Annotated in this window: 24 protein-coding genes and 1 pseudogene; 11 read left to right on the forward strand and 14 right to left on the reverse strand. The window is 73.4% G+C overall.

All coding sequences use genetic code 11. From position 1 onward, the window contains the following. Window positions 1–211 precede the first annotated feature (211 nt). Complete coding sequence (locus J2S46_RS06105; RefSeq protein ID WP_191294288.1) at window positions 212–646, reverse strand: hypothetical protein; 435 nt, start codon at window positions 644–646, stop codon at window positions 212–214. A gap of 1106 nt (window positions 647–1752) precedes the next feature. Here J2S46_RS06105 and J2S46_RS06110 point away from each other — a divergent pair. The 8 genes from J2S46_RS06110 to J2S46_RS06145 all read left to right on the forward strand — a co-directional run bounded on the left by J2S46_RS06110 (window position 1753) and on the right by J2S46_RS06145 (window position 7349). After that, window positions 1753–2727: an FHA domain-containing protein gene (locus J2S46_RS06110; RefSeq protein ID WP_191294287.1), complete on the forward strand. Its 975-nt coding sequence runs from the start codon at window positions 1753–1755 to the stop codon at window positions 2725–2727. Window positions 2728–2741: 14 nt separating this feature from the next. Next, a complete protein-coding gene (locus J2S46_RS06115) occupies window positions 2742–3134 on the forward strand; it encodes a hypothetical protein (protein WP_191294286.1) in 393 nt (130 codons plus the stop codon). 253 nt (window positions 3135–3387) lie between these two features. Further along, window positions 3388–3642: a hypothetical protein gene (locus J2S46_RS06120; RefSeq protein WP_307348977.1), complete on the forward strand. Its 255-nt coding sequence runs from the start codon at window positions 3388–3390 to the stop codon at window positions 3640–3642. Window positions 3643–3778: 136 nt separating this feature from the next. Then, window positions 3779–4045, forward strand: a complete 267-nt coding sequence (locus tag J2S46_RS06125) for a heme oxygenase-like domain-containing protein (protein ID WP_191294284.1) — start codon at window positions 3779–3781, stop codon at window positions 4043–4045. 186 nt (window positions 4046–4231) lie between these two features. Beyond that, window positions 4232–4432, forward strand: coding sequence for a hypothetical protein (locus J2S46_RS06130; RefSeq protein ID WP_191294283.1), 201 nt, complete (start codon window positions 4232–4234; stop codon window positions 4430–4432). 129 nt (window positions 4433–4561) lie between these two features. Beyond that, on the forward strand, window positions 4562–6196 hold the full coding sequence (locus J2S46_RS06135; RefSeq protein ID WP_191294282.1) for a phytoene desaturase family protein: 1635 nt from the start codon (window positions 4562–4564) through the stop codon (window positions 6194–6196). Window positions 6197–6258: 62 nt separating this feature from the next. Further along, window positions 6259–6732, forward strand: coding sequence for an SRPBCC family protein (locus tag J2S46_RS06140; RefSeq protein ID WP_191294281.1), 474 nt, complete (start codon window positions 6259–6261; stop codon window positions 6730–6732). 158 nt (window positions 6733–6890) lie between these two features. After that, on the forward strand, window positions 6891–7349 hold the full coding sequence (locus J2S46_RS06145; RefSeq protein ID WP_191294280.1) for a TIGR03618 family F420-dependent PPOX class oxidoreductase: 459 nt from the start codon (window positions 6891–6893) through the stop codon (window positions 7347–7349). A gap of 392 nt (window positions 7350–7741) precedes the next feature. Here the strand turns inward: J2S46_RS06145 and J2S46_RS06150 are convergent, their stop codons facing one another. From J2S46_RS06150 to J2S46_RS06185, 8 genes are all read right to left on the reverse strand, one after another. After that, window positions 7742–8002 (reverse strand): DUF4235 domain-containing protein, encoded by a 261-nt coding sequence (locus J2S46_RS06150; RefSeq protein ID WP_191294278.1) that lies wholly within the window; start codon window positions 8000–8002, stop codon window positions 7742–7744. Window positions 8003–8101: 99 nt separating this feature from the next. Continuing rightward, on the reverse strand, window positions 8102–8635 hold the full coding sequence (locus J2S46_RS06155; protein ID WP_073928171.1) for a ferritin-like domain-containing protein: 534 nt from the start codon (window positions 8633–8635) through the stop codon (window positions 8102–8104). 145 nt (window positions 8636–8780) lie between these two features. After that, entirely contained in the window at window positions 8781–9692 is a 912-nt protein-coding gene (locus tag J2S46_RS06160; RefSeq protein ID WP_191294277.1) for a Rieske (2Fe-2S) protein, read from the reverse strand. A 104-nt stretch (window positions 9693–9796) separates the two neighbouring features. Next, complete coding sequence (locus J2S46_RS06165) at window positions 9797–10513, reverse strand: glycosyltransferase (protein WP_191294276.1); 717 nt, start codon at window positions 10511–10513, stop codon at window positions 9797–9799. Next, on the reverse strand, window positions 10510–11193 hold the full coding sequence (locus J2S46_RS06170) for a class I SAM-dependent DNA methyltransferase (RefSeq protein ID WP_229913361.1): 684 nt from the start codon (window positions 11191–11193) through the stop codon (window positions 10510–10512). The genes J2S46_RS06165 and J2S46_RS06170 overlap by 4 nt, the downstream gene beginning before the upstream one ends. Continuing rightward, entirely contained in the window at window positions 11190–12002 is an 813-nt protein-coding gene (locus tag J2S46_RS06175) for a PIG-L deacetylase family protein (protein ID WP_191294275.1), read from the reverse strand. The genes J2S46_RS06170 and J2S46_RS06175 overlap by 4 nt, the downstream gene beginning before the upstream one ends. Continuing rightward, window positions 11999–13069 carry an acyl-CoA dehydrogenase family protein gene (locus tag J2S46_RS06180; protein WP_229913360.1) on the reverse strand — a complete coding sequence of 357 codons (1071 nt, stop codon included), beginning with the start codon at window positions 13067–13069 and terminating at the stop codon, window positions 11999–12001. The genes J2S46_RS06175 and J2S46_RS06180 overlap by 4 nt, the downstream gene beginning before the upstream one ends. Window positions 13070–13333: 264 nt before the next feature. Continuing rightward, a complete protein-coding gene (locus tag J2S46_RS06185; RefSeq protein ID WP_191294274.1) occupies window positions 13334–14425 on the reverse strand; it encodes a carboxylate-amine ligase in 1092 nt (363 codons plus the stop codon). A 267-nt stretch (window positions 14426–14692) separates the two neighbouring features. Here J2S46_RS06185 and J2S46_RS06190 point away from each other — a divergent pair. Beyond that, window positions 14693–15899: pseudogene (locus tag J2S46_RS06190) on the forward strand (IS110 family RNA-guided transposase). Here the strand turns inward: J2S46_RS06190 and J2S46_RS06195 are convergent. Further along, a complete protein-coding gene (locus tag J2S46_RS06195) occupies window positions 15866–16381 on the reverse strand; it encodes a hypothetical protein (protein ID WP_191294273.1) in 516 nt (171 codons plus the stop codon). The pseudogene J2S46_RS06190 and the gene J2S46_RS06195 sit on opposite strands and share 34 nt — an antisense overlap. Window positions 16382–16899: 518 nt before the next feature. On the opposite strand from J2S46_RS06195, the gene trhA reads away from it, so the two are divergent. Together trhA and J2S46_RS06205 are read left to right on the forward strand one after the other, a co-directional pair. Next, window positions 16900–17691, forward strand: a complete 792-nt coding sequence (gene trhA, locus J2S46_RS06200) for a PAQR family membrane homeostasis protein TrhA (RefSeq protein ID WP_191294272.1) — start codon at window positions 16900–16902, stop codon at window positions 17689–17691. 248 nt (window positions 17692–17939) lie between these two features. Next, the gene (locus J2S46_RS06205; protein WP_191294271.1) at window positions 17940–19181 is read left to right on the forward strand and encodes a PP2C family protein-serine/threonine phosphatase; all 1242 of its coding nucleotides are present in this window, start codon (window positions 17940–17942) and stop codon (window positions 19179–19181) included. Window positions 19182–19208: 27 nt separating this feature from the next. On the opposite strand, the gene J2S46_RS06210 is transcribed toward J2S46_RS06205, so the two are convergent. The 4 genes from J2S46_RS06210 to J2S46_RS06225 form a co-directional block, all read right to left on the reverse strand. Next, window positions 19209–19592 (reverse strand): STAS domain-containing protein, encoded by a 384-nt coding sequence (locus J2S46_RS06210; protein WP_307348990.1) that lies wholly within the window; start codon window positions 19590–19592, stop codon window positions 19209–19211. Between the two features lie 148 nt (window positions 19593–19740). After that, entirely contained in the window at window positions 19741–20022 is a 282-nt protein-coding gene (locus J2S46_RS06215; RefSeq protein WP_079198414.1) for a MerR family transcriptional regulator, read from the reverse strand. 1387 nt (window positions 20023–21409) lie between these two features. Next, window positions 21410–21949, reverse strand: a complete 540-nt coding sequence (locus tag J2S46_RS06220) for a gluconokinase (RefSeq protein ID WP_191294710.1) — start codon at window positions 21947–21949, stop codon at window positions 21410–21412. A gap of 290 nt (window positions 21950–22239) precedes the next feature. Next, complete coding sequence (locus J2S46_RS06225) at window positions 22240–23193, reverse strand: DUF389 domain-containing protein (protein ID WP_191294709.1); 954 nt, start codon at window positions 23191–23193, stop codon at window positions 22240–22242. Between the last annotated feature and the right edge of the window lie 173 nt (window positions 23194–23366).

A 23366-nucleotide genomic window follows, 5' to 3' on the forward strand; every position in this document is an offset into this window, starting at 1 on the left:
TGGTGCCGGCCGCTTGGTGCCGCTCCAGTCCCTGTGGGCGCGGCCGATGACGATCCACTGCCTGACGTGCGGGTTCGCGGTGACCGCCGCGGCGCCCTTGTCCTGAGCCCCGTCCGGGTGTCGCCGGTGGCCTCGTCGATCTTCCGGACGGATGCTCCGGCGGCGTGGAGGAAGGCGTCCTGTGCGGCGTTCACCCGGTCCGTACAGACCGTCACATCGGGCTTCCACGCGGACAGGATCCGGCGGTCTCCTGGTCCCGGCACGCCTTCGTGGACTCCCCCGCGGCCCGGTCGGGTACCGCGACGTCCAGGCCGTCGGCCCGGCGGGCGATCGCGGACCGGACCTCGCTGACCGTCCGGTCCGCGTCGATGCCGAGGTTCACGGCGTTGAGGTCGATCCCCGGCTCGTCGGCCTTGGCCTTGGTTTTGGCCTTGGCCTTGGCCTTGGCCTTGGCCTTGGCCTTGGCCTTGGCCTTGGCCTTGGCCTTGACCTTGGCCTTGGCCTTGGCCTTGACCTTGGCCTTGGCCTTGGCCTTGGCCTTGGCGCCTGCGGCCTCGCCGACGAAGTGCTCCTGGTCGCCGTGCCTGGTCAGGGAGCTGCTCGGGATCCTCCCTCCGGCCTTGGCCGCCGGGTCCGAGCCGGACATTCCCGGGTCCTCTCCGGTGCGACGGGTGGGGAGGACGACGGCCGGCTCAAGAGCCGGCGCGGCGGTGGGCCGGCTTCGTGATCGGTGCATGGAGGCTCCCTGGGGCGATGTCGACGCCGGACCAGCCAAAGAAACAAAAGGCCTCATATAAGAACTCAAAACTCAACTGGTTCCAACGTTCTAGCACTAGGAAACGCGCCGTTCACGTGCCCGTCAAGAGCCCCGGCAACCCCCGCGCAGTTCGAGACCGGCCCGTTACGAGGCCTTCGCGCCATGGGCTACCAGCGACTTCGCCGGACGAATGCGAACCATGCCCAGCCCGTCCAGCTCCTTGCAAGACGCATGTTGCTTTCTGTTTGATCCATTCGGCCCGGCTTCAACGCATGACGTGCAGGGCCTGTCCGCCGGGCAGCCGCCCGGCCCCGGCGCCTCCAGGGCCACCGCTCGACACGAGGCGAGAAGTCGGTGCACAGGGGCCCTCCCCGGAAGCCGCCGACCGCACCACCTGGCAGCTCGACCCGACGGGCCGGATCGACGCCGCCCTCGGCGAGTCCGGCGCCTCCGGCGACCGGACGCAGACCACCTCACGGGTCAACCCCCACGGCGCATGGGTGACGCGCCCGGCCGGACCGTCGAGGACACCGGCGCCGGTGCGAACGCCGCCGACGCGACCGACCTCGGCGGCGGCCCTCGCGGCGGCCTGCACCTCGCCGCCGGCGCCACCGCGCTACGGCCGGCGCGGTGCGGGCCTGCGCTCCGGGGAGACGCCGTCCGGCGCGCTGCTGACGGGCGTCCGGCTCTGCTCGCCCGGCACGGGGCGCTCCCCCGGAGCGACCCCGCCTCGGGGTATTTCTGCCTACGGGGTCCCGGGGTTGTCCTGCCTCTTTGCAGAGCGGGAGACCGGTAAGAAACTGGCAGGAGGACGGCAGGGCAACCAGAGCAAGATCGTCAGGGACGATCTCTCTTCTGCCTCCGACCCGAGCCGGCCGGCTGCAACCTCCCGCCGCGGACGACGTGTACCCGAACGGTTCGGCGACCCGCCGCCACGGATCGACACCGAGCCGCGCCACAACCGCCGGGATGCTTCGCCGGCAGGAGGTCGCACCATGGAACCACCTCTGCGAGAGCGCGCCGCACCGCACTTCGTGGTCAACCGCCCGGACCGGCTGCGCGGCCGGGTGTTCGTCCTCGACGACCAGCCGATGCTCGTCGGGCGGGACGGCGACTGCCAGATCCAGGTGGGCGATCCGGGCGTCAGCCGACGGCACGCGGTGGTGTGGCGGGCCTCGGGCCGGACCACGGTGGAGGATCTCGCCTCCACCAACGGCACCATGTTGAACGGTCACACGGTGCTGGGGCAGCAGGTGCTGCACTCGGGCGACGTTCTGGATTTTGGACCGTTCGAGGTGCACTACGAAGAGCCACCCCCCGACGACCGGACCGTCCAGGCCCCGGGGCTCGGAGCCGGCCGTGCCCCGGGCGATGCCTCGGACACCACGCCGGGCCCCGGGCCCGGGCCCACGCCGCACGGCGCTGCCGCCGCAGCGCCGCCGCCACCCGGCCCACCACCACCCGGCCCACCACCACCCGGCCCACCACCACCCGGCCCGCCACCGCGCGAAGTCCCCCTTTCGCCGCCCGACGGCGAGCGGCGGTTCGACGTCGGGGGGCAGCGGGCCGATTGGCTGAGCAACGTCGCCGGGGACCAGTTCAACTACGTCCAGCAGGCGCAGCGTGAGAGTTTCCTCAAGGAGATCGCCGCGACCCGCACCCGGGCCAGGCATCTGATCGTGGTCGGCTTCCTGCTCTTCCTGGTAGGGGGCGGGGTCTACGGCTGGGCGATCATTCGATTCATAACCCGGACCAACGACGATCTCTCGTCGGGGAGTTCGAACTTCGACTCCTCTCCGGAGCTGCTCGGACCGAAGGTGGCCGGGGTGCCGGTCGGGGCGGTCGGGTTCGCGACGGCGGCGATCGGGACCGTCCTCATGGTCATCGGGATCGTGCTGCACATCGTGACGACGTCCCGGCGCCGTCGCTTCGAGGAGGCCGAGCGGCAGGCGTCCAGGCGGCAGCGGTGAGGAGATTGGAAGCCATGGTTTTCAACATCGGCAGCCAGCAGGGCGGCGTGGTCAACAACGTCGCCGGGAACCAGAGTGTCCACGGTGGCCAGTCGGCCGTGTTCACGACCGGCGGGCAGGACGTGCGCGGCCTGGTCCGCCGACTGCGGGAGTCGATCGAGCGAACGGCGCTGCCACCGGCGATCGAGCCCGAGGTGCGGGCCGAGCTGGACTCGCTGGAGGCGGAGGTCGCCGGGCCGGAGCCGGACCGGGAGGCGGTGGCGGGCCGGCTCGGCCGGATCACCCGGTTGCTTTCCTCGGCAGGCGCACTGGTCACGGCCGGCACCGCGCTGATCGGGCCGCTCGGCGCGCTCGCCGGCTGGCTCGGCGCACTCGGTCAGCCGATTCTGCGGGCGATCGGAGGCTGACGGATGGTGCGCCCGGCAGCCCGCGCCCGGTCTGCGCCGGTCAGGTCTCGTCCCAGGGCGCCTCGCGGTGCAGCCGCCGGGCGGTCGTCGGCAGCGGGGCGTCCAGCGGCAGGCCGACGGTGTCGCCCCCGACGGGACCGACATCGGTCATCGAGCCCTCCGCGATCAGACCGCCCTGACCCACCAGCAGCGGCGGAGGCGCCGTGGTGGTCGGCGTCGGCCCCTGTCGTGTCGGGGCCCGGGTTCGGGGTAGGTGACGATCGTGCGCCTGCGATTCCCCGCAGTGGCGGCACCGAAGGCACTGGACCGAACGGCCCGGTTCCTCGACGAACAGGTGATGCACATGAGCACCCCGGAGAAGGACGACAAGGCAGGTCCCGAGGACGCGACGCGGCGGGAGCGATCGGCGGAGGAACGGAACGTCGTGGCGCCCACGCCGAAGGACGTCCGGGCCAAGGCTGAGGACGCTGAACCGGAGCCGCCCGCCGCCGACACCCAAGCACCCTGACGACCGGGGATCAGGACCGCGGTCGTACCGGGCAGGTGCGCTCGGGAGGCCGACCCCGTTCCCGTGCCGGGCGGCAGCGTGTCGGCGGTGCAAAGATCAGCGGTGCAGACAGGGGCGAACGCGCGGTACAGGGCTGTTGAAACCTCCTGCTGTCCACCGCGCGCAGGGCGACACCGATCCGCTGGTGTCGGGCCTGGCCCGCGAGCACCTCCGGGAGGGGGCGAGGTTCTGGGCATCGGAGCACGTCAAGGCCGACGCCGTCCACGAACAGCTCATGCGCCACGGTGTCCTCGACGCGCTGCCGAGGGGCGAACCCGGCCTGGAGGACGATCATCCGCGCCTGCGGCCGGGGCCGGATCTCGTCGAGGCGAGGCGGCTGCGAGCGGGTAGGGCCGCTTCGTGACGGGTGCCGAGCGGGGCCCCCGTCGCGGCCCGCGCTCCCCTGTCGGCCGCCACGGACCGGCCTGCGCCCCTGGACGCGGCAGGACCCGCGCTCGGAGACGTGTGGCCGGCATCATTACGGGGTATACGCACTACCCGGGGCCGTGGCAGGCGCGGGCAGGCCGCGCGCGTGGAGCAGGTGACCGCAATGGTTCAGACCCAGCACGAGGCAACGGAAGTCATGACGTGCGGCGAGTGCAGACGGCTGACCGACTGGAACCCGGTCGGGTTCTGCAGCTGGACCTGCTACGAGGCCCGGCCACGTGAGCCCGAGAGTGCACCGCCCGCACTTTCCCACTTCTTCGGGCTCGGCCCGCCCACCGAGCTGGCGCACCCCCGCAACCCGTGAGCGCACCCCCCGCCCGTCCCGCGGGCGGTCGGGCGGCCGTGCGCCCGTCAGCCCGGGAACGCCCGAGCGGCGCAGGGGCACCCCCGCGAGTAGCGTTCTGTCCCGGGGACGAACCGTTCGAGGAGTCTCATGCCTGATGCCATCGTCATCGGCGCGGGCCCCAACGGGCTGGTGGCCGCCAACATCCTGGCCGACGCGGGCTGGCAGGTCGAGGTCCTGGAGGCCCAGCCGGAGCCCGGTGGCGCCGTGCGCAGCGACCGAGGCCTCGACCCCGCCTACGTCCACGACGTCTTCAGCTCCTTCTACCCGCTCGCCGTCGCCTCTCCGGCCGTCGGGGCGCTCGCCCTTGAGGAGCACGGCCTGCGCTGGAGCAACGCGCCTGTCGTCGCCGCCCACCCGATGCCGGACGGACGATGCGCGACCCTGCACAGGAGCGCCGCCGGAACGTGCGCCGCGATGGAGCAGGGGTTCGGCGCGGCGGACGCCACGGCGTGGCAGCATCTCTCCGAGCTCTGGGAGCGACTGGATCCCCATCTGCTCCGAACGCTCTTCACCCCGTTCCCGCCGGTCAGGGCCGGTGCGGGGATGGCGGCACGCCTTCCGGGGGCGGGCGGCCTGCGGGCGTTACGCTTTCTCACCCTGCCGGTGCGCCGCCTGGCGCAGGAGGAGTTCGCCGAACCCGGTGCGGGGCTGCTCCTCGCGGGCTGCGCCCTGCACGCGGACCTGATGCCCGAAGCGGTGGGAAGCGCGGCCTTCGGCTGGTTGATGGCGATGCTCGGCCAGCAGGTCGGCTGGCCGGTCCCCGTCGGTGGCGCCTCGGCACTGACCCGGGCGTTGGTCCGCCGGCTCGAATCCCTCGGCGGGCGGGTCTCCTGCGACTCCCCGGTCGTCGAGGTGGTCGTGCGCGAGGGGCGCGCCCTGGGCGTGCGCACCGCCGACGGCACCGCACTCCGGGCACACCGTGCCGTCCTCGCCGACGTCCCGGCCCCCGCGCTGTACGGGGGGCTGGTCGGCTGGGAGCACCTCCCGCCCCGTCTGCGCGCCGACCTTCGGCACTTCCAGTGGGACTTCTCCACCGTCAAGGTCGACTGGGCGCTGGACGGCCCCGTCCCTTGGACGGCGGACGGGGCCCGCGCGGCCGGCACCGTCCATCTGGGCGCCGACATGGACGAACTGAGCGACTACGCCCTCCAGTTGTCCACCGGTCGGCTTCCGCGCCTGCCGTTCGCCATGCTCGGGCAGATGACCACCGCCGACCCCACCCGCTCCCCGCCCGGCACCGAGTCGGCCTGGGCGTACACCCACGTCCCGCAGACGATCAAGGACGACCTGGGCCCCGACGCGATCACCGGGCGCTGGGACGAGCGCGAGGCCCACGCGATGGCGGAGCGCGTGGAGCAGCAGGTGGAGCGCTTCGCGCCGGGCTTCCGGGACAGGATCACCGCCCGGCGCGTCCTCACCCCTCCGGTCCTGCAGTCGATGAACGCCAGCCTGGTCGGGGGCGCGATCAACGGCGGTACCACCGCCCTGCACCAGCAGTTCGTCTTCCGCCCGGTGCCGGGCACCGGGCGCCCCGAGACACCCGTCTCCCGGCTCTACCTCGCCTCGTCCTCCGCACACCCCGGTGGCGGCGTCCACGGCGCTTGCGGTGCCAACGCGGCCCGGGCCGCCATCCGCTCGCACCGACTGCCGGCCGGCCGGATCCTCTCCCCCGGCCTCGCCGCCGCCCAACGGCTGCTCGCCGGACCGCGAGGTCACCACTGATCCGTCACCGCATCACGCCCGCCCCGTGGGTCGCCCGGCGGGCAGCACCGAGGAGGAGTCGCATGGCACGGCGTCAACAGTTCATCGAATGCCCGCCGGAGCGGGTCTGGGCCGTCCTCGCGGACGGGCACAGCTATGCCGAGTGGGTCGTCGCCACCCGGGACATCGAACACGTCGATCCGGCGTGGCCGGCTGTCGGCGCCGAGTTGCGCTACGCCGTGGGACTGGGCCCGCTCACCTTCCGTGACAGCTGCACCGTGCGGATCTGCGAACCCGGTACTCGGCTGGAACTCGAGGCCGAGGCCAGCCCGTTCGGCGCCGCGCGCATCGCGTTCACCCTCATCCCCTGGGGCGACAACACCCTGGTACTGCTCGACGAGCACCCCCTGACCGGCCCCGGCGCCCGTCTCCAGGGACCGCCGAGCGAACTGGTCCTGAACCTGCGCAACCGCCGCCTGCTACGGAACCTGGCACAGGTCGCGGTCGGACAGTACGGGCAACGAACCGTCCCACCCGAGCAGCTCCACCGTCCGTGAACAGGCAGCCGAGCCGGCCGGCCGGCGCACCCGCACCGGGCTGGAGGCGCCCTCGGCGTCGACCGGGCCGAAGGCACGGGTACCGAAGCACACAGGCCGGTGGCCGCGCACCGGACGGCAGCCGGAATGCACAGGGCTGCAGGGGAGTTCAGCACGTCATGACTCAAGGCCCAGCACCTCGCGCGCTCTCCGACGATGCCCTCTCCGAACTGCTGAGCACCCAGCAGTTCGCGATCCTCGCCACCAACAAGAGCAGTGGCCATCCTCATCTCACCACCATGCTCTACAGCTGGGACGCCGCAGCACGCATCGTCCGGTTCTCCACCACCGCCGACCGCATCAAGGTCAAACAGCTCCGGCGCGACCCACGCGCGGCCGTGCATGTGCAAGGTGACGATGTGTGGTCGTTCGCGGTGGCCGAGGGCGAGGCCGATGTCTCCGCCGTCACCACCACGCCGGGGGACACGGTCGGGCGGGAACTGCTCGCCATGGTGCCGGCGGCCGCGAGGCCGCAGGACGAGGATGCGTTCCTGACGCAACTGGTCGCCGAGCGCCGGGTGGTCATCCGTCTGAAGGTGTCCCGGCTTTACGGGACGGCACTCGACGTCAGCGGCTGAGACCCGACTCACGGACCGTCCGTCCACGTGTCCGGTGGTGCCGGTCGGCGGCGGGACGTTCCTCGCCCGGCCGGCGTCTGATCCGCAGACTCCTCTTTCCCACCTCCTCACCGTCGGTGCCCTCGCGCGGGTCGACGTTGTGCCGCCAGCGAGGCGGAGTCGGCTCCTCCACCTCGCTGCGCACGGACATCCTCGACGCGGGCGCCGACCGGGTCGACCGCGCGGCCGTGAACCGGCGACGCGGACGGCCGGCTGCCTCCGCCTCCCGGACGCGCCACGAGCTTGATCACGTTGGTGGCGTTGCGGTGGGCGAGCTCGCGGTCGAACTCCTCCATGACTGCCTCCCGGGCCGCTGACGGCGGCCGTCGGCGGTTCACCGACGAGGTGCGGCCTCAGTCGGGCCAGGTGCCGGTCAGGCGGCGGGTGCCGACCGCGCCGCCGCGGTCGATCGCGGCCTTCACCAGAGCGAACACCGCACCTTGCAGGGCGGCGGCGGCCAGCACCTCCTTCCAGGTCCTGTCCTGGTCGGTGGCCCGGGGCGCTTCGTCCTCATGACCGAGAAGGGCCCACAGGCGCTTGAAAACGGCGCCCGCGACGATCCCGCCGAGGGCGCCGAACAGCAGCCCGAGGGGCTTGTACAGGATCCTGACCATGGCGACCTCCCTCGTGGGCCGGGCCGCCCGCGCCGAGCGGCTGCCGCGCGTCTGTCCGGAATCCGGCCGGCTCAATCGGCCGGCAGCCGCCTGCCGGGGTCAGACCGCGAGGAGGTCGGTGAGGTCGTCGGCGTGCTCTTCCTCCTCCTCGAGGATGGATTCGATGAGGCGGCGGGTGGTCGGGTCGTGGTCCCCCAGCCAGCGGGCGATCTCCTGGTAGGTGGAGATCACGATGCGTTCGGCCAGCAGGTTGTGCTCCAGCATGGCCTTGAGGTCCTTCTCGTCCGGCGTGGTGTAGTCGGTGTGGGCGCGCTGGGCGAGGGTCGCGGGGTCGAAGTCGGGCTCGCCGCCGAGCTGGGCGATCCGCTCGGCCGCCCGCAGGGCGTGCTGCATCTCCTCGGCCGCGTGCTCGGTGAACTCCGCCACCACCTGGGCGCGGTCGATGCCCACGGCGGAGATGGCGTGCCGCGTGTAGCGGAGCCAGCAGACCACCTCGGTGGCGACCACGTCGTTGAGGACGGCGATCACCTTCCCGGTGTCGAGACCGTAGGTGCTGGTCACGGCGCCGTCGGCCATCTTCTGCCGGGCCTCGTCCCGGATCCGGCTCACGTCGATCACGAAGTCGTCTGCCACGGTGTGCTCCCGAAAGGTTGGGGGGAAAGACGGTCCGGGCACGCCTTCCCCGAACCCCGGGACGGCACACCCGGCCGTTCCGGAGGCCACCGGTTCGCAGTATCACCGACAGGAGCAGCAGCACCGGCAGGAACGGTCGGCAGGTTCAGCCCGCGCCCGGCAGGCGCGCCTGGAGGTTGCCGTCCGTGTCCGTGCGGGTGGCGAAGCGCGGCTGCGGGGCGGTGGCCGGACCGTCGACGTTCCAGCCGTCGGACAGCCGGAAGACGCTGCCGTGCCAGGGGCAGATCACGCAGCCGTCGGCGACCTCGCCCTGCGAGAGAGGGCCGGAGGCGTGGCTGCAGCGGTCGGCCAGGACGTGGAAGACCTCGTCGGCCTCCCGCACCACCAGCACCGGCACCTCGCCGATCGTCCGCCGCGCCGCCTCGCCCACGGTGAACTCCCCGGCGTGCCCGAGCGTGTGCCAGCCGGGCTCGACCAGGTGCGCCACCGGCTCCGCCTTGTTGGCGCCGGCGGACTGCCGGTGGGCGAGGTGCCCGCCGACCGCCGCCGCGCCGCCGACCGCCGTCAGTCCGGCGAAGCCCAGGACGCGGCCCAGCCGGTGGCGGCCACGCGAACGGGCCGCCCAGGAGGCGCCGTAGAGAGCCACCGCGGTCGCCACCGAGGCAGCGTGCAGCAGGCCGGTGCGCATCTGCTGCTCGTGCTGCTCGGCCCAGTCGACCCACCCGGTCCAGGCAGCCGGGGCGGCGCTGACCACTCCCACCCCGACCAGGATGTGCGCGGCGCGCTCCGAACCGGGCACGACGTCGAGGACGGCCGCGGACAACCAGGCCCCGACCGGCACCTGGACGAGGGCCGGGTGCAGCGGGTGGCCCAGCGGCCGGCCGTGCAGCACCCCGCGAAGCCTTCCCAGCGGCAGTCCCTGGACGGCACGCTGCAGGGGTTCGGCGACCACGTCGAGCTCGTCGGCGTCCCCCAGGGCGTCGAGGGCCTTGAGGACCCGGGTACCGAGGCTGCCCTGACCGGCGGCGTCGGTGAGGCGCGCGAGAAGAGTTCCCATGGATCCCACGCTGCCCGCTCCGCCGCGGCCGTGCGGCCCGGGATGGGCCGGACGGCGCAGCGGGTGCCGGCTTGGACGCCGGCCGGGAAGGCGCCCCCGGGCGATCAACCCGGCAGGCTGTCGAGGCCCAGGAGGAAGTCGCCGAATCCTCCGCGAGCGCGGGGATCGCGCCGCGCGGAGGTGGTGACCGGGTTCCGGGTGGTGCGCTTCACCCGGTGGCCGGCGGCCTCCAGGGCGGCCACCAGGTTGCGGTCCTCACCGACGGTCAGCGGGTCGAAGCCGCCGGCCGCGTGGTACGCGTCGGCCCGCACGGCCAGGTTGGCCCCGTGGACGTGCGGATGCCCGGTGGGGAGGCCGTGCCGCCGGTAGCGCCGGTGGAAGGCGTCGGCGGTTCCGTCCGGGTGGCCGCTCCAGTCGGTGACCCGGACGGTTCCCACCACCGCGTGCCAGCCGGCGGCCGCGTGGGCCAGTTGCTGCGCGAGCCAGCCCGGTGGGACCAGGGAGTCCGCGTCGGTGTGGGCCAGCCACACCTGGCGGCCCGTCAGGCCGGGCCGGGCCGCCAGGGCGAGGCCGACCGCGTGGCGGCTGCCGGCCGCGCGGGCCGCGCCCACGCTGCCGGCGCTCAGCTCCAGGAGATCCGTACCGTGCCGAAGGGCGACGGCAGCGGTGCCGTCCACGCAGGCGTCGGCGACGACGACCACCCGGACCGGCAGGGCTCGGACGCGTGGATGCGCGGCGGCCCGGCGCAGGGCGTCGAGGCAGTCCCCGAGCAGCTCCTCCTCGTCCCGGGCCGGTACCACCACGGCCAGGGACCGGATCACGTCAGCCCCTCGCGGGCGGCTACCGAGAGGCGTCCGGCGGGTGTGCCGGCCTGCTCGGGGCGGATGAACACGTCGAGCAGGAAGTCCGGTTCGGTGTGGCCGGCGATCCGCACCAGGGCCGGGTGGGCGCGGGCCTGCCGGTGGACGGCGTCGGCGCTCGACGCGTGCTCGGCGACCTCGTGGCGCCAGTGGACGAGCAGCAGGGTTCCGCCCGGGTCGAGTGAACGCACCGCGAGGTCGAGGAGGGCGGCCACCTCGGCGGCGGTGAAGTAGTACAGCAGCTCGGACAGGACGACGAGGTCGAAGCGCTCGCCGGGCGCGGGCCAGTCCGCGGGCAGCACGCGGTGCTCGATGCGCACGTGCGGCAGGTGCGCGAGACGTGGGCGGGCCTGGGCGAGGGCGCGTTCCTCCCGGTCGCAGGAGAGCATTGCCCGGCAGCGGCCGGCGAGCAGGGCGGACAGGACGCCGACCGAGCAGCCGGGCTCGAACGCGCTGCGGTACTCCGGGGCGGGAAGGGCCGCCAGGGTGAGGGCGTACTTGCGTTGTTCGTACCAGCGGCGGGCGAGCTGCCACGGGTCGGGCCGGTCCGCGTACATCCGGGCGAAGTACTCCCCCGGTGTGCTCCCGCCCCCGCGCCCGGCGCCGGCCCCGTCCGTCGCCCTGATCCCGGGCGCGGTCATCGCCAGACCACCTCGAAGTCGCGTCGGAAGTGCGCGAGTTCCGACGGCGGCAGGATCGGCGCGTCCTCCGGCCGGTCGCCGAGCGGCTGGGTCTGGCTGCGGAAGCACTCCAAGGCCTCCTGCTTGCGGGCCCGGGCGGTGGGCGGCAGCGCGATGCGCGCCGCGCGGTGCCAGGGCAGGCGGACGTCGCCGGGTACGGCCCAGTGCCAGGCCCACACCGGGTACTCCCACACCGGCACGCCCGCGGCGGCGCCCGCGCGCAGGGCGGCGCGGCCGGCGGCCTCGTGGTCGGGGTGCAGGTCCCGGCTGAACGGTGCCGCGCACAGGTCGCAGTCGCGCAGCAGTCCGGCCAGCCGTCCGGTGAGGTCGAGCTCGTGGCGGGCGACCGCCCCGTCCGGCACGCCAAGGCTCACACTCTGCACGTCGGCGCCCAACCGGCCCAGGGCCTGGTGCAGTTCCCGGGAGCGGACAGCAGCGAGATCACGGGCCGACGGCGCCCGGCTGCGGGGGTGCGAGGCCTCCCCGGCGGTGACGGACACCAGTCGCAGGCGGACGCCGGACGCCGCCAGCAGGGCGATCGTGCCGCCGAGGCCGAGGACCTCGTCGTCGGGATGGGCCGCCACGATCAGCACCCGGGGCGAGCGGGCAGTCCCGGTGGGCAGCGCGCCGAGCGGATCGACCGCGGGCAGGCCCGTCAGCCCGGGCCAGGCGAGCCACTCCTTCTCCGGGGTGCCGGGTGCCTGGATCGGGTCGGCGGGTGGGAGCGGCGGCTCGGGGACCGGCAGGGCGGGCGCCGGACGGCCGGTCATCTGTCCTCCCAGGAAAGCCGGGTGGCGGAAGCGGCCTTGCCGAGGGCCGCGAGGTCGCGTTCGGCATGGTGCTGGCGCAGGTAGACGGTCAGGTCCGCCACGGCGCGCGAATGGACGGCGTCGTGACCGAGGGGGGTGGCGCCCAGGGCCCGGCCGACCCGGGTCAGGATCTCGCCGGCGGCCTGCTCGACGGCGGCGCGCACCCGCATCGTCCGCAGGCCGGCGGCGCCGTCGAGATCGTGCGGGTCGGCGTCCACGGCCGCGGCGGCGCTGTCGAGCAGTGCCTCGACGGTGGCCAGCCGGGCGTCGACGGCGCCCAGGTGCGCCAGGGCGTGCGGGTCCAGCTCCCACGTCCGGGAGGCGGCCAGCAGCGTGCGGGCCACCGCGCGGGCGCCGCCGTACCAGCACGCGGCGACGCCGATACCGCCGTGGTGGAACCCCGGGCGCTCCGGATAGGCTCCCGGGCCGCCGGCCGGCGTTGCCCGGACGTCGTCGAAGGTCACGTCCAGGGTGTCGCTGCCCGCCATACCGGCTCCGGGCCAGCTGTCCGGCAGCGGTTCGACGCCGCGCTGCCGGACCTCCACGGCGAACAGGCGTCGCCGCTCCCCTTCGCGCGCGGTCACCAGCGCGTGCGTGCAGACCCGGGCACCCGAGCAGAACGGCTTCACCCCGGACAGCAGCCACCCGCCCGGCACCTGCCGCGCCTCCAGCCGGTAGCCGGGGGGCTCCGCCGCCCAGACGCCCCAGCGAGCCCCCTCCCCGCCCGAGGGCAGATCCTGCGCACCCTGGACGCGCAGCGCCCGGAGTTCCGCGAGGATCGCCGCGGCGTCCGCGTGTCCCTCGGCGAGCCGGGCCAACGAAAGATCGGCCTGCGCCCAGCGGGTGAGTGCCTCCCACCGGGTGCGGGTCAGGCCGCCGCCGGGCAGCGGGAGATCCAGCTCCCCGCAGGCCGCCATCCGTGTGAACGTCCGGGCCACGGATCGACGGTGCTCCACGGCGTCGGCTCCGGTGCTCACGGACTCGGCCCGGCCGGTCGGCGGACGGGCCGACACGGCGCCGGTGCTCACCGGGTGCTCTCCCGACGGGGATCGGGCTGGCGGGGCAGCCGCACCGGCCAGGGCGGCAGGGTGGACGGTCGGAAGGACGACCCAGCGGTCACGAAGAACGACCCAGCGGTCACGGCGGACTCCTCGGCAACGGCCGGGACGGGTGCCCGGCCTTCGAACGACTCTGCACCTCGCGCAGGCCGCCCGCACGCCCAGCACTCACCCTCAGGTGCGGGGCCGGCCTTCGGGAGGGGGTGATCGGCGCCGGGCTCCAGAGGCACCCGTTCAGGCACCCGTGGTCTGGTCGGTGATCATGCGGACAAGCCCTTCACGGCCGCCGCGGCGCAGTTCGCGCAGCTGACGCGCCGCGCCGTTGCCCTCGCGCAGGATCCGCTCCAGGACGGGCGTGATGTGCCGCCCGTCCTTCCCGGCCGCGGAGGCGGTGAACTCCTGGAGGGCCGCCGCCGCGTCCCCCGGCGCACGCAGCCCGCCGTGGAGCGGGTCGAACACCTCGCCGCCGCAGCCGTGCCGCGCGCCGTACCACACGGCAGCGTCAAGCGTCTCGGGCCGGATCACGGGCACCGGACGCCCGGCGGCCGCGTCGCCGAGCAGGCGGGTGGCGAGGGCACGGACGGTGCCGGCGAGCATCACCGCCTCGTCCGGGCGCAGCTGCACGTCCATCGCGCGGATCTCGATGGTGGGGAAGCGCCGGGACAGCCTGACGTGCCAGTAGATCTGGCCGAGGTCGGGGATCAACCCGTCCTCCACCAGGGCCCCGGTCCGTTGGTCGTAGTCGTCGGCGCCCTCGAACGAGGGCGGCGGACCGCTGACGGGCCAGCGATCGAAGACCAGCGTGCGCCAGCTGGCGAAACCGGTGTCGGTGCCCTGTGACAGCGGCGAGTTCGCGGCGAGCGCCACCAGCAGCGGGAGCCAGGGCCGAAGCCCGTTCAGCAGCGCGATGCCGGTCGCACGGTCGGGGAGGCCGAGGTGGACGTGCATGCCGCAGATCAGCTGTTCGTCGGTGAGCCGGGGAGCGTCACTGCGCATGGCCCGGTAGCGCGCGGTGTCCGTCACGGGGACGGGGAGGTGATCGGTGAACGGCGCGCTGGCACAGGCGGCGAGCAGGCAGCCGTCCTGGGCCGCGGCCCGGCCCAGGGCGTGGCGCATCCGCAGGAGGTGGCCGCCGACCTCCTCCAGCTCATGGCAGACCGGAGTCGCGATCTCCAGCTGTGCCTGGAGGAGTTCGCGCTGGACCTCACCCTGGTCCATCGCCGGCTGGAGATCCGCCGCTCGGCGTACCTGCGCCGCCCGGGCGACCGGCATACCGGTCACCGGGTCCAGCAGGAGGTACTCCTCCTCCACGCCGAGGGTGAGCATGCCTCGGACATACCCCGCAGAGGACGCCTTCACCCCCGTTACCTATTTCGTGGCCCCGCAACGGGGCTCCCGGCCTCCGGCTCGGCATGACTGTTCCCCCCTGTAGTTCGCATGATCCGGGGGGTGGTGTCACCGGGCCGGAGGCACCGGTAGGCCGTTGATAGAGGCAGGACCACCAGCTCGCTGGGAGGCTCTTCGTAACGTGGATGCCGGCGACTGGTGCCACGCCAACGAGGCCGGGACAGCACGACCTCGTAAGGGACCAGCGTGATCGACACCGGAGATGTGGACGTCTTCCTCGGCCTGGACGTCGGCAAAGGCGAGCACCACGGGACCGCCCTGACCCCGGCTGGCAAGCGGGTCTTCGACAAGCGGCTGCCGAACAGCGAACCCAAGATGCGGGCCATGCTGGACAAGCTCACCGCCAAGCACGGCACCGTCCTGGTCGTGGTCGACCAGCCCGCCTCCATCGGTGCCCTGCCGCTCGCGGTTGCCCGGGACGCCGGATGCCGCGTTGCCTACCCGCCCGGCCTGACGATGCGCCGCATCGCCGACCTCCCCCGGCGAGGCCAAGACCGACGCCCGCGACGCCTTCGTCATCGCCGACGCCGCACGCATCATGCCCCACACCCTGCATGGCATCGAGCTCACCGACGAGACCATCGCCGAGCTGGAGATGATCGTCGGCTTCGACGACGACCTCGCCGGCGAGGCGACCCGGATCGCCAACCAGCTGCGCGGCCTCCTCACCCAGATTCACCCGCACCTGGAACGTGTGCTGGGACCGCGCCTCGACCATGCGGCGGTCCTCGCCCTGCTGGAGCGTTTCGGTTCCCCTGCCGCACTGCGCAAGGCCGGACGCCGCCGCCTGATCGCCGTCGTCCGGCCCTTGGCCCCGCGCATGTTCGAGCGGGGCCTGGTCGAGGACCTCCTCACCGCACTCGACGAGCAGACCGTGATCGTCCCGGGCACCGAGGCGGCCGCGCTGATCGTGCCGAACCTGGCCGGCTCACTGCGAGCCTTCCTGGACCAGCGCAAGCTCCTGGAGAAGCGAATCCAGGAACTGCTGGACGAGCACCTGCTCTCGAAGATCCTCACCTCCATGCCCGGCATCGGCACCAGGACCGGCGCCCGGATCCTGATCGACGTCGGCGACGCGAGCGCATTCCCGACCGCCGCCCACCTCGCCTCCTACGCCGGCCTCGCCCCCGCCACCCGCAGCTCCGGACCCTCCATACGCGGCGAACAAACGTCCCACCGGGGCAACAAGCAGCTGAAACGGGCGTTCTTCCTGGCCGCGTTCGCCTCGCTCAGTGATCCGGCCTCCCGGGCCTATTACGACAAGAAGATCAACCAGGGCAAGCGCCACACCCAAGCACTCCTCTGCCTGGCCAGACGTCGGGTCGACGTCCTGTTCGCCATGCTCCGCGACGGCACCTTCTACGAGTCCCGGCCCGCAGCGGGCAGCAGTTGAACTCCGGGGGGATCTGCCAGCAACACTACGCAGTCCGCTGCTGGATCGAACCCGAGTACCGGGTTCCCCCAGTCGCCCTCCGCTGCCATCCGCACGGGCTTGCCCAGCCGGCGCCCGATCGCACCCAGGAAGCCGCACAGGACGTCCACCCCTCCCTGGCCCTGCAACTCCCGAAGGTCGACATCGAAGTCGATCTCGTCGGCCGAGCCGGGCCGGAAGATCGCCAACACCTCCGGGACCGGCCAGACCCGCAGATCGACCGTCTCGGCGTCGGCCGGACGCGCCAACACGTCCGCCGCCGAGGGCAGCGGTCCGGCAACGCCGCCCTCGGAGTACTCCCATGTCCATCCGCTCGACCGGACCAGCTCGAACACCGCCTGCCAGTCATCGACCGAGGTGTCGGCCACGGACACATCCGGCAGAGCACCCATCAGGTCAGGGTCGAAGAAGTTCCTGACGTCATCCCACAGCAGATCCGGCATCCAGCCATGCTGCCCGCCAGCCCGCACGAACGCAGCCCATTTCCTTGACGGACCCCATAGAGGCCCCCCCAGCTCGCTCCGGTGGTGCCGGCCGGCGGAGGGCGGTGAACCGCCGGCCCCGGACACCCGGCGACCGGGCCACCAATCCGCGGCCGCTCGCCCTGCCTCCTTCGGCGAGAGCCGGCACAACCCCCACGATGCCGACCCGGCCCGCGCCCGCCACGGTGTCGACCGCCACCAGATCGCCCCCTCCACCGCGCCATCTCCGGGGAAGGTCGGCCCACCGTCAGGGTGGCGCCGGTCGCGGCTGCCCGGCGGGCCGCGGTGAGCAGGACGTTGACGGACGACCCCTCCGGCCACGCACAGGTGAATTGCGAAGGAATCGTGCAGCGGGGCGGAACGCCACCGATCGGCGAGGGATCGGCCCCGGAACAGCCGCTTCGCGCCGACGAGGTCCGCGCCGGCGGTTCGGGTGTGGCGTCGCCCGCAGTCGAACGCCGGCTTCCTACAGTGGGAACATGATCGCCGAAGACGCCCAGCAATCGGCTCAGGGACTGGAGTACCGGCCCCTCCGGGACGCAAACCCCGCCGCCCCCGCGGCCGATCCACCTGCCGGCCCGACCGGCCGGCTGAAGACCGGACAGGCGAGGATCCTGGGGGGCGGGGTGGAGCCGGCGGCCGCGGCGCTGAAGCCGAGGCTGCGCGGCTGGCTGCACGCCGGCACGTTCCCCTTCGCACTGGCCGGCGGCATCGTCCTGATCAGCCTCTCGCGCCCGGGTGCGGCAGCAGCGGCCTGCTCGGTGTACGCGCTGTCGGCCTGCCTGCTGTTCGCCACCAGTGCGGTCTTCCACCGCGGGACCTGGAGCCCCCGCGGGGAGGCGGTCCTGCGGCGGCTGGACCACGCGAGCATCTTCCTGATCATCGCGGGCACCTACACCCCGCTGGCGGTAGTGCTGCTGCCCACCCGCCGGCAGCAGGTGCTGCTGGCCGTGGTGTGGACGGGCGCCCTGGCCGGCATCGCCTTCCGCACCCTGTGCTTGGGGGCTCCCCGATGGCTGTACACGCCGGCCTACCTCGCCCTGGGCTGGGTAGCCGTCCTCTACCTGCCCGACTTCGCGCGCACCGGCGGCACCACGGTCGTCGCCCTCGTCATCGCCGGCGGACTGCTCTACACGGCGGGCGGCATCGTCTACGCACTCAAGCGCCCCGACCCGTCACCGCGCTGGTTCGGCTTCCACGAGGTCTTCCACGCCCTCACCATCGCCGCCTTCACCGCGCACTACACGGCCGTCCTCCTGGCAGCCACCTGACCGGACGCCGGCGGTGCCGAAGCGCAGGAGACCCGGAACCCTGGCCGTACCTTGTCCAGGACGGTCGGTGCGCGACCGGCCGCGAGGCCGGGGATCCCGCAGCCGCGTCCGGTGCCGCCCCGGCGGTCCCTCCCCCTCCGGGACGGAGTCCGAGCGTCATCGAGCATCGAGGAGTCGCAGTGAGCGCAGGAGAGTCCGACGGCGACCACCCCTCTCCTCCCGTCGGAGGAAGTGCCCGGGAAAGTGCGATGACACTCGCGGGGACGCTGGAGGCCGCGGAGGCCGCACCGCCCGTGGAATCGCTCGACGTGGTCGCCCGCATGCTCAGGGAGCACCTGGGGGCAGCGTCCGTCTCGTTCCTGATCACCGACTTCACCGGCGGCTCGGTCGTACGCCTGGGCACTGCCGGCAGCGTCGAGACCGGTGAACCGGCCCCGCGCATCTCACTGCGCGGCACCCTGTACGACGACGTGATCCGCACCCAGCAGCCGAAGGTGCAGGACGGCACCGGGAACGGGCTCGTGCGGGTCCTCGCCCCGGTGACCAACCGCGGGGACGCCATCGGGCTCCTCGAACTGTTCCTCCCCGCGGCGCCGGGCGCGCAGGTGATGCGGGAGATCAGCGAGACCGCGCACGCGCTGGCGTACATCGTCATCGCGAACCGGTCCTTCACCGACGTGTACCAGTGGGGCCGGCGCACCACCCCGCTGAGCCTGGCCGCGGAGATCCAGCACCGGCTGCTCCCGGCGTCGCTGGCCTGCGAGGCGGCACAGTTCGCGGTCGCCGGGGCGTTGGAGCCCGCCGACCACGTCGGGGGCGACACCTTCGACTACGTGGTCGACCGGGACACCGTCCAGCTCTCCGTGACGGACGCCATGGGCCACGACGTGGACGCCGCACTGCTGGCCACCCTCCTGGTGGGAGCGCTGCGGCGGGCCCGCCGGGCGGGGGCCGGACTCACCGAACAGGCCCGCCAGGCCGACCAGGCGGTACGGGAACACGGCCGCCGGGGCTACGTCACCGGCCAACTGCTGCGCATCAGTCTCCTCGACGGCCGGACCGAGTTCGTCAACGCCGGACACCCCTGGCCGCTGAGGATGCGGGACGGGCAGGTGCGGGAGATCGTTCCGGAGATCGACCTGCCGTTCGGGCTCGGCGTCCACGCCAACACCTACCGGCTCCAGTCGCTGGATCTGCGGCCCGGGGACCGGCTGGTGATGCTCACCGACGGCATGCTGGAGCGCAACGCCCAGAGTCTCGACCTGCCGGACCTGATCGTGCGCACCCGCGCCCTGCATCCCCGCGAGGCCGCCCGCACCCTCGTCGGAGCGATCGTCGACGCCGGTCAGGGTCACCTGGACGACGACGCGACCATCATGTGCCTGGACTGGCACGGCGTCGACCGCCCCCCGCGCGACGCCGCCACCGGCGCCGACCTCGCCGACGCCTCACGCCCGTCGAGCACCGGAGCGCCCGCCCCCGGGCGATGACTCCGGGCCCCGGTGCGGCCTCACCCCTTACGGGGCATTCGCCGCCGCCCGGGTGGCCGCGGCGGGGTTCGGACTCACGCGCAGCACCTGGGCCACGCCGGTGAGGTGCAGCAGGAACGCGACGGGCGTGGTCGGGTTCAGCAGGTGCAGTTCGGTGCCCGCCGCGCGGGCGTGGTGGTGGGCGCGGACGAGGGCGTTGAGGCCCCCGGAGTCGCAGAACCTGAGTTCGGACAGGTCCATCACCAGCTCCCTCGGGGAGGGGTGTGCGTCGAGGGCGCCCGAGACGGCGGCGTGCAGCAGCGGGCCGGTGCCCTGCACGAGGTCGCCGGCCACGTCGAGCACGAGGTCGTCGCCTCCCGGCCGGAGGCGGACGTCGAGGACGGGCGGGTCGAGCTCTGTCGAAGCGGCCACCGGGTGCTCCTTGCGTCTGCGGGTCTCGGCGGTCGGGGGAGCGCCCGCGGGACGGGAGGCCGGCCCGACGGCCCGACGGCGGGGCTGAAACCCACCGTAGCGACCGCAGGCCCGGCGCACCACGGACCGGTACCGCCGGGCAACGGGGTCAGGTGTCGGCGGGCGGCGGCGCGTCGGCCGGCGGTCGGCGCAGTTGCTCGTTGAGGCGCAGGGCCTCTTCGAGTTGGTCCTCGAGGATGACGATGCGGCAGGCGGCCTCGATGGGAGTGCCCTGGTCGACCAGGTCGCGGGCGCGCATCGCGATCCGTAGTTGGTAGCGGGAGTAGCGGCGGTGGCCGCCGTCGGAGCGCAGTGGGGTGATGAGGCGGTGCTCGCCCAGGGCGCGCAGGAAGCCGGCGGTGGTGCCGGTCATCTCGGCGGCGCGGCCCATGGTGTAGGCGGGGTAGTCGTCGTCGTCGAGGGAGTTCGAGCTTGGGTCGGGGTTGGAGCCGGGGTTGTGGGGCCGGTTGGTTGCCGTGGTCACTGCACCTCTTCTGTGTTGGTTCGGGGACGCGTCGAGGGGCCCCGAAGCCGTTGCGGCTCCGGGGCCCCGAAGGGTTACATCACCATCTGCCGGCCGGAGCCGGCTTCCTCAGGTCCGCACTGCCCCGGGGGAGGGGGCGTGCGGGGATCGCGTATGCGTGACCGGAAACCACCGTCCTTCGTGCTTGGGGGGTCTGCGGTGTCCGCCCGGACGAACATGCCTCACGGGCCGGGCGATCCTGATGGTGCTCTGTCCCCTCCGTTCATCCTCTGTCTGCACTGTCCGGACTTCGAACTGCTGGGTGTTGCTGGTTCTTCTCAACACGGGTACCGCTGAACTGCGATTTCCTGCTTCGGCGACCCACAGGGGTCACCCGTCCGGCAGCCAGCCCCGTCGCCCGTCCTGCACTTTCCCTGGCTTGGAACCCCACTGCCCGGACCTCCCGGCACGCGCGCCGCAGCCCGACGCCTTCACCGGGACACCGCGTCCCGCGACTGCTGATATCGCTCGACTCGGCTTCACCTGCAGGTACCGCACCTTCGTGCAGCGCGGTACCGCCGAGGTGGCGACCCCTGATCAGTGCGGGCCACCTGGCCCGGCCGCCGGTCCTGTCGCCGTCCTGCACCTGCCTGGCTTCAGAACCCCACAACCGTGCCGCTGTGCGGTCTTCGGTGACCACGCCCGCCGGATCGTCTCCGGTGGGCATCGCCGGACCGCGTCTACGAGAGAAACACTAACCACGACACGGCGCAATGTCTACTCCCGCCAGAACAGATTTTTCGGTTCCCGTGGGCGAGGTATTCTCCGGCTCCTACCGGGGCGGCCGGCGGCACCGCAAGCGGACGGAGGCCGGCAGCCGGGGCTCTGCCAGGGTGCCGCCGAGCTGCGGCGGAACGTCGCCGCCGACCAGGCCGAGCAGGCAACCCCGCACCGCCCCACCCCGCACCGCCCAGGACGACACCGAAACGGAGATCGCTCACGGGGGGCGCAGCGCAGAACCGCCCTGGCGGCCCGCGAGTTGATCCGCGAGGCGTGTCCGGGGCCGGTCCCCGCCGAGGAACTGGCCGACTCGGTGGGATGCGCCGAGATCTGAGCGGAGACACGACGGCGGCGGGCCCCGGCTGTCAGCTTGGTGGGCAGACCCGGAGCCGGTCCGCCTGCACCGGGCGGGCGGCGCTCCGGGCGGTCGTCCTCCAGCGTGCCGGTGCAGAGGCAGCCCGGGCCGGCCAGGAGGTGCGGTGGGCGCCGTCACCCCGAAGGCGACGGTCGTGCGGAGCTTCCAGGTCTTCAGGGCTCAGCGCCGGCCCCGGGCCTCGAAGTCCGCGAGGGCGGCCTCGGCCGTCTCCAGGACCGCCTCGGGGCCGGCGGCGGCGTCGACCGTCAGCCCCGGTTCCCCGGGCCGCAGCGGTTCCAGCGCGTCGAACTGGGAGCCCAGGAGGGCCGCCGGCATGAAGTGCCCGGTCCTCCGGTCGATCCTGGCCCGCGCGACCTCGGGGTCCAGGTCGAGGTGGAGGAACCACACACCGGACCCGGCCTCGCGAAAGAGCTGCCGGTAGGCGTACCTGAGGGCGGAGCACGAGATCACCGCGCCCGTCCCGTCCTGCGTCGCGGTGCGGATCCGGGCGGCGAGGGCCTGCAGCCAGGGCCTGCGGTCCTCGTCGTCGAGCGACTCGCCGCCCGCCATCCGCGCGACGTTCTCGGCAGGATGGAGCTCGTCGCCCTCCACGAACGGCACGCCCCGGCGGCGCGCGAGCAGCCGCCCCACGGTGCTCTTGCCGGAGGCGGCGACACCCATCACCACCACGACCGTCGGCGCCGGCACCGATGTCCCCATCCTGCTCCTCGTGGTCCTCACCCGGGGGCGGCCCCCCTCAGCACCTTCACGCACCGCGGGCGGACCCGGACCGTCCGCCGCCGCGCGGGCCGACCGGAATCGCCCGGACGGCCCAGGGTCGGCCCGGGCCGGACCGGACCTGCGGGGCCGCGCGGCGTGCCCGGCTTCGTCCGGGCGCAGGACCGCGTGGTCCGGCAGGACGGCCCCGGCACCGCGCCGGCCGAGCGCACCGTCCTGCTGGTCGGCCGGGCGACGGCGGCAACGCGGCGCCGAACGTGGGAGGGGCCCTCCTACGGCCCGACAGCGGGTGCGCGCCGGGCACCGACCCGGCGCCAGATCGCCCGCTGGCAGCGGAGCGTGCCGGTGCCCACGACGATCAGTACGACGATGTTGACCAGGAGCTGGCCGAGTGAACCCCAGGCCTTGCTCCAGCTGGAGAAGGCTAGGGAGACCGAGATGTCCGCGGCGGCCGGGATGGTCGTGACGGAGATGAACACCCCCAGCAGTGCGCTCGTCCTCGCCTCGGTGAGTGAGACCACGCCGACGACGCCGGCCAGACCCGCGACGGCGAAGGAGAAGAAATCGGGGGAGTCGATCAGTTGCGAGACCGGCCGCACGCCGAGCCTGAACGCCTTCGACTCGAAGCCGCACGCGCGGATCAGCAGCGCGAAGAGAAAGGTGGCGACGACGGCCAGGAGGAAGCCCGCGAGCAACGCTCGCAGCCCCTCGCGGATCCGTTGTCCGTCACGCCGGTCGATCCCGAGTGCGACGCTGACGATCGCCCCGTACTCGGGGCCGACGACCATGGCCGCGACGATCAGGATCTGCGAGTTGGTGACGATCCCGACCGCGCCGATGAGCCCGGCGATGACGAGGTAGAGGTAGAAACTCGGCGCGTAGGTCCCCTCGGCCCGGATCCGGGCCTCGACCTGCTCCCAGACGGGTGCGCGGGTGAGCGCCCCGAGCCTGCGTGCGCCGGCCTCGGCTCCCCCACCGACGAACGCCATGTCGACGGGCTCGATGACGATCGAGCCGCGGCTGTCCAGGTGCAGCGCGCGCAGAGCCCGCAGGACGTCGTTCGCCGCCCCGGTCAGCACGTCGCAGACGACGGCGTCACCGTCCGGGTTGCGCGCCGCACCGGGCTGCACGATGAGGTTCAGGACCGACGGTTCGCCTGCGAGGAAGCCGACGACCCGTCCGGTGAGATCCGGCGGGCTCACCGCGCGGACATGGATCATGTCCAATCCTGAACCTCCGTGTCTTCCGTCGTCCCGACGGCTGCCGGTCCCTGCAGGATCGCTGATGCACGCCGTTCCCTCAGCGCGACGCCACGTGGCCGGCTCTCCTCGGCGTCGTCCGAGGAGCGCGCACCCACGGTTCGCCGGTCAACGGTCGCAACAGGCGCGTCCGCCTCCCC

The sequence above is a fragment of the Kitasatospora herbaricolor genome, assembly GCF_030813695.1.
Classification (GTDB): Bacteria; Actinomycetota; Actinomycetes; order Streptomycetales; family Streptomycetaceae; genus Kitasatospora; species Kitasatospora herbaricolor.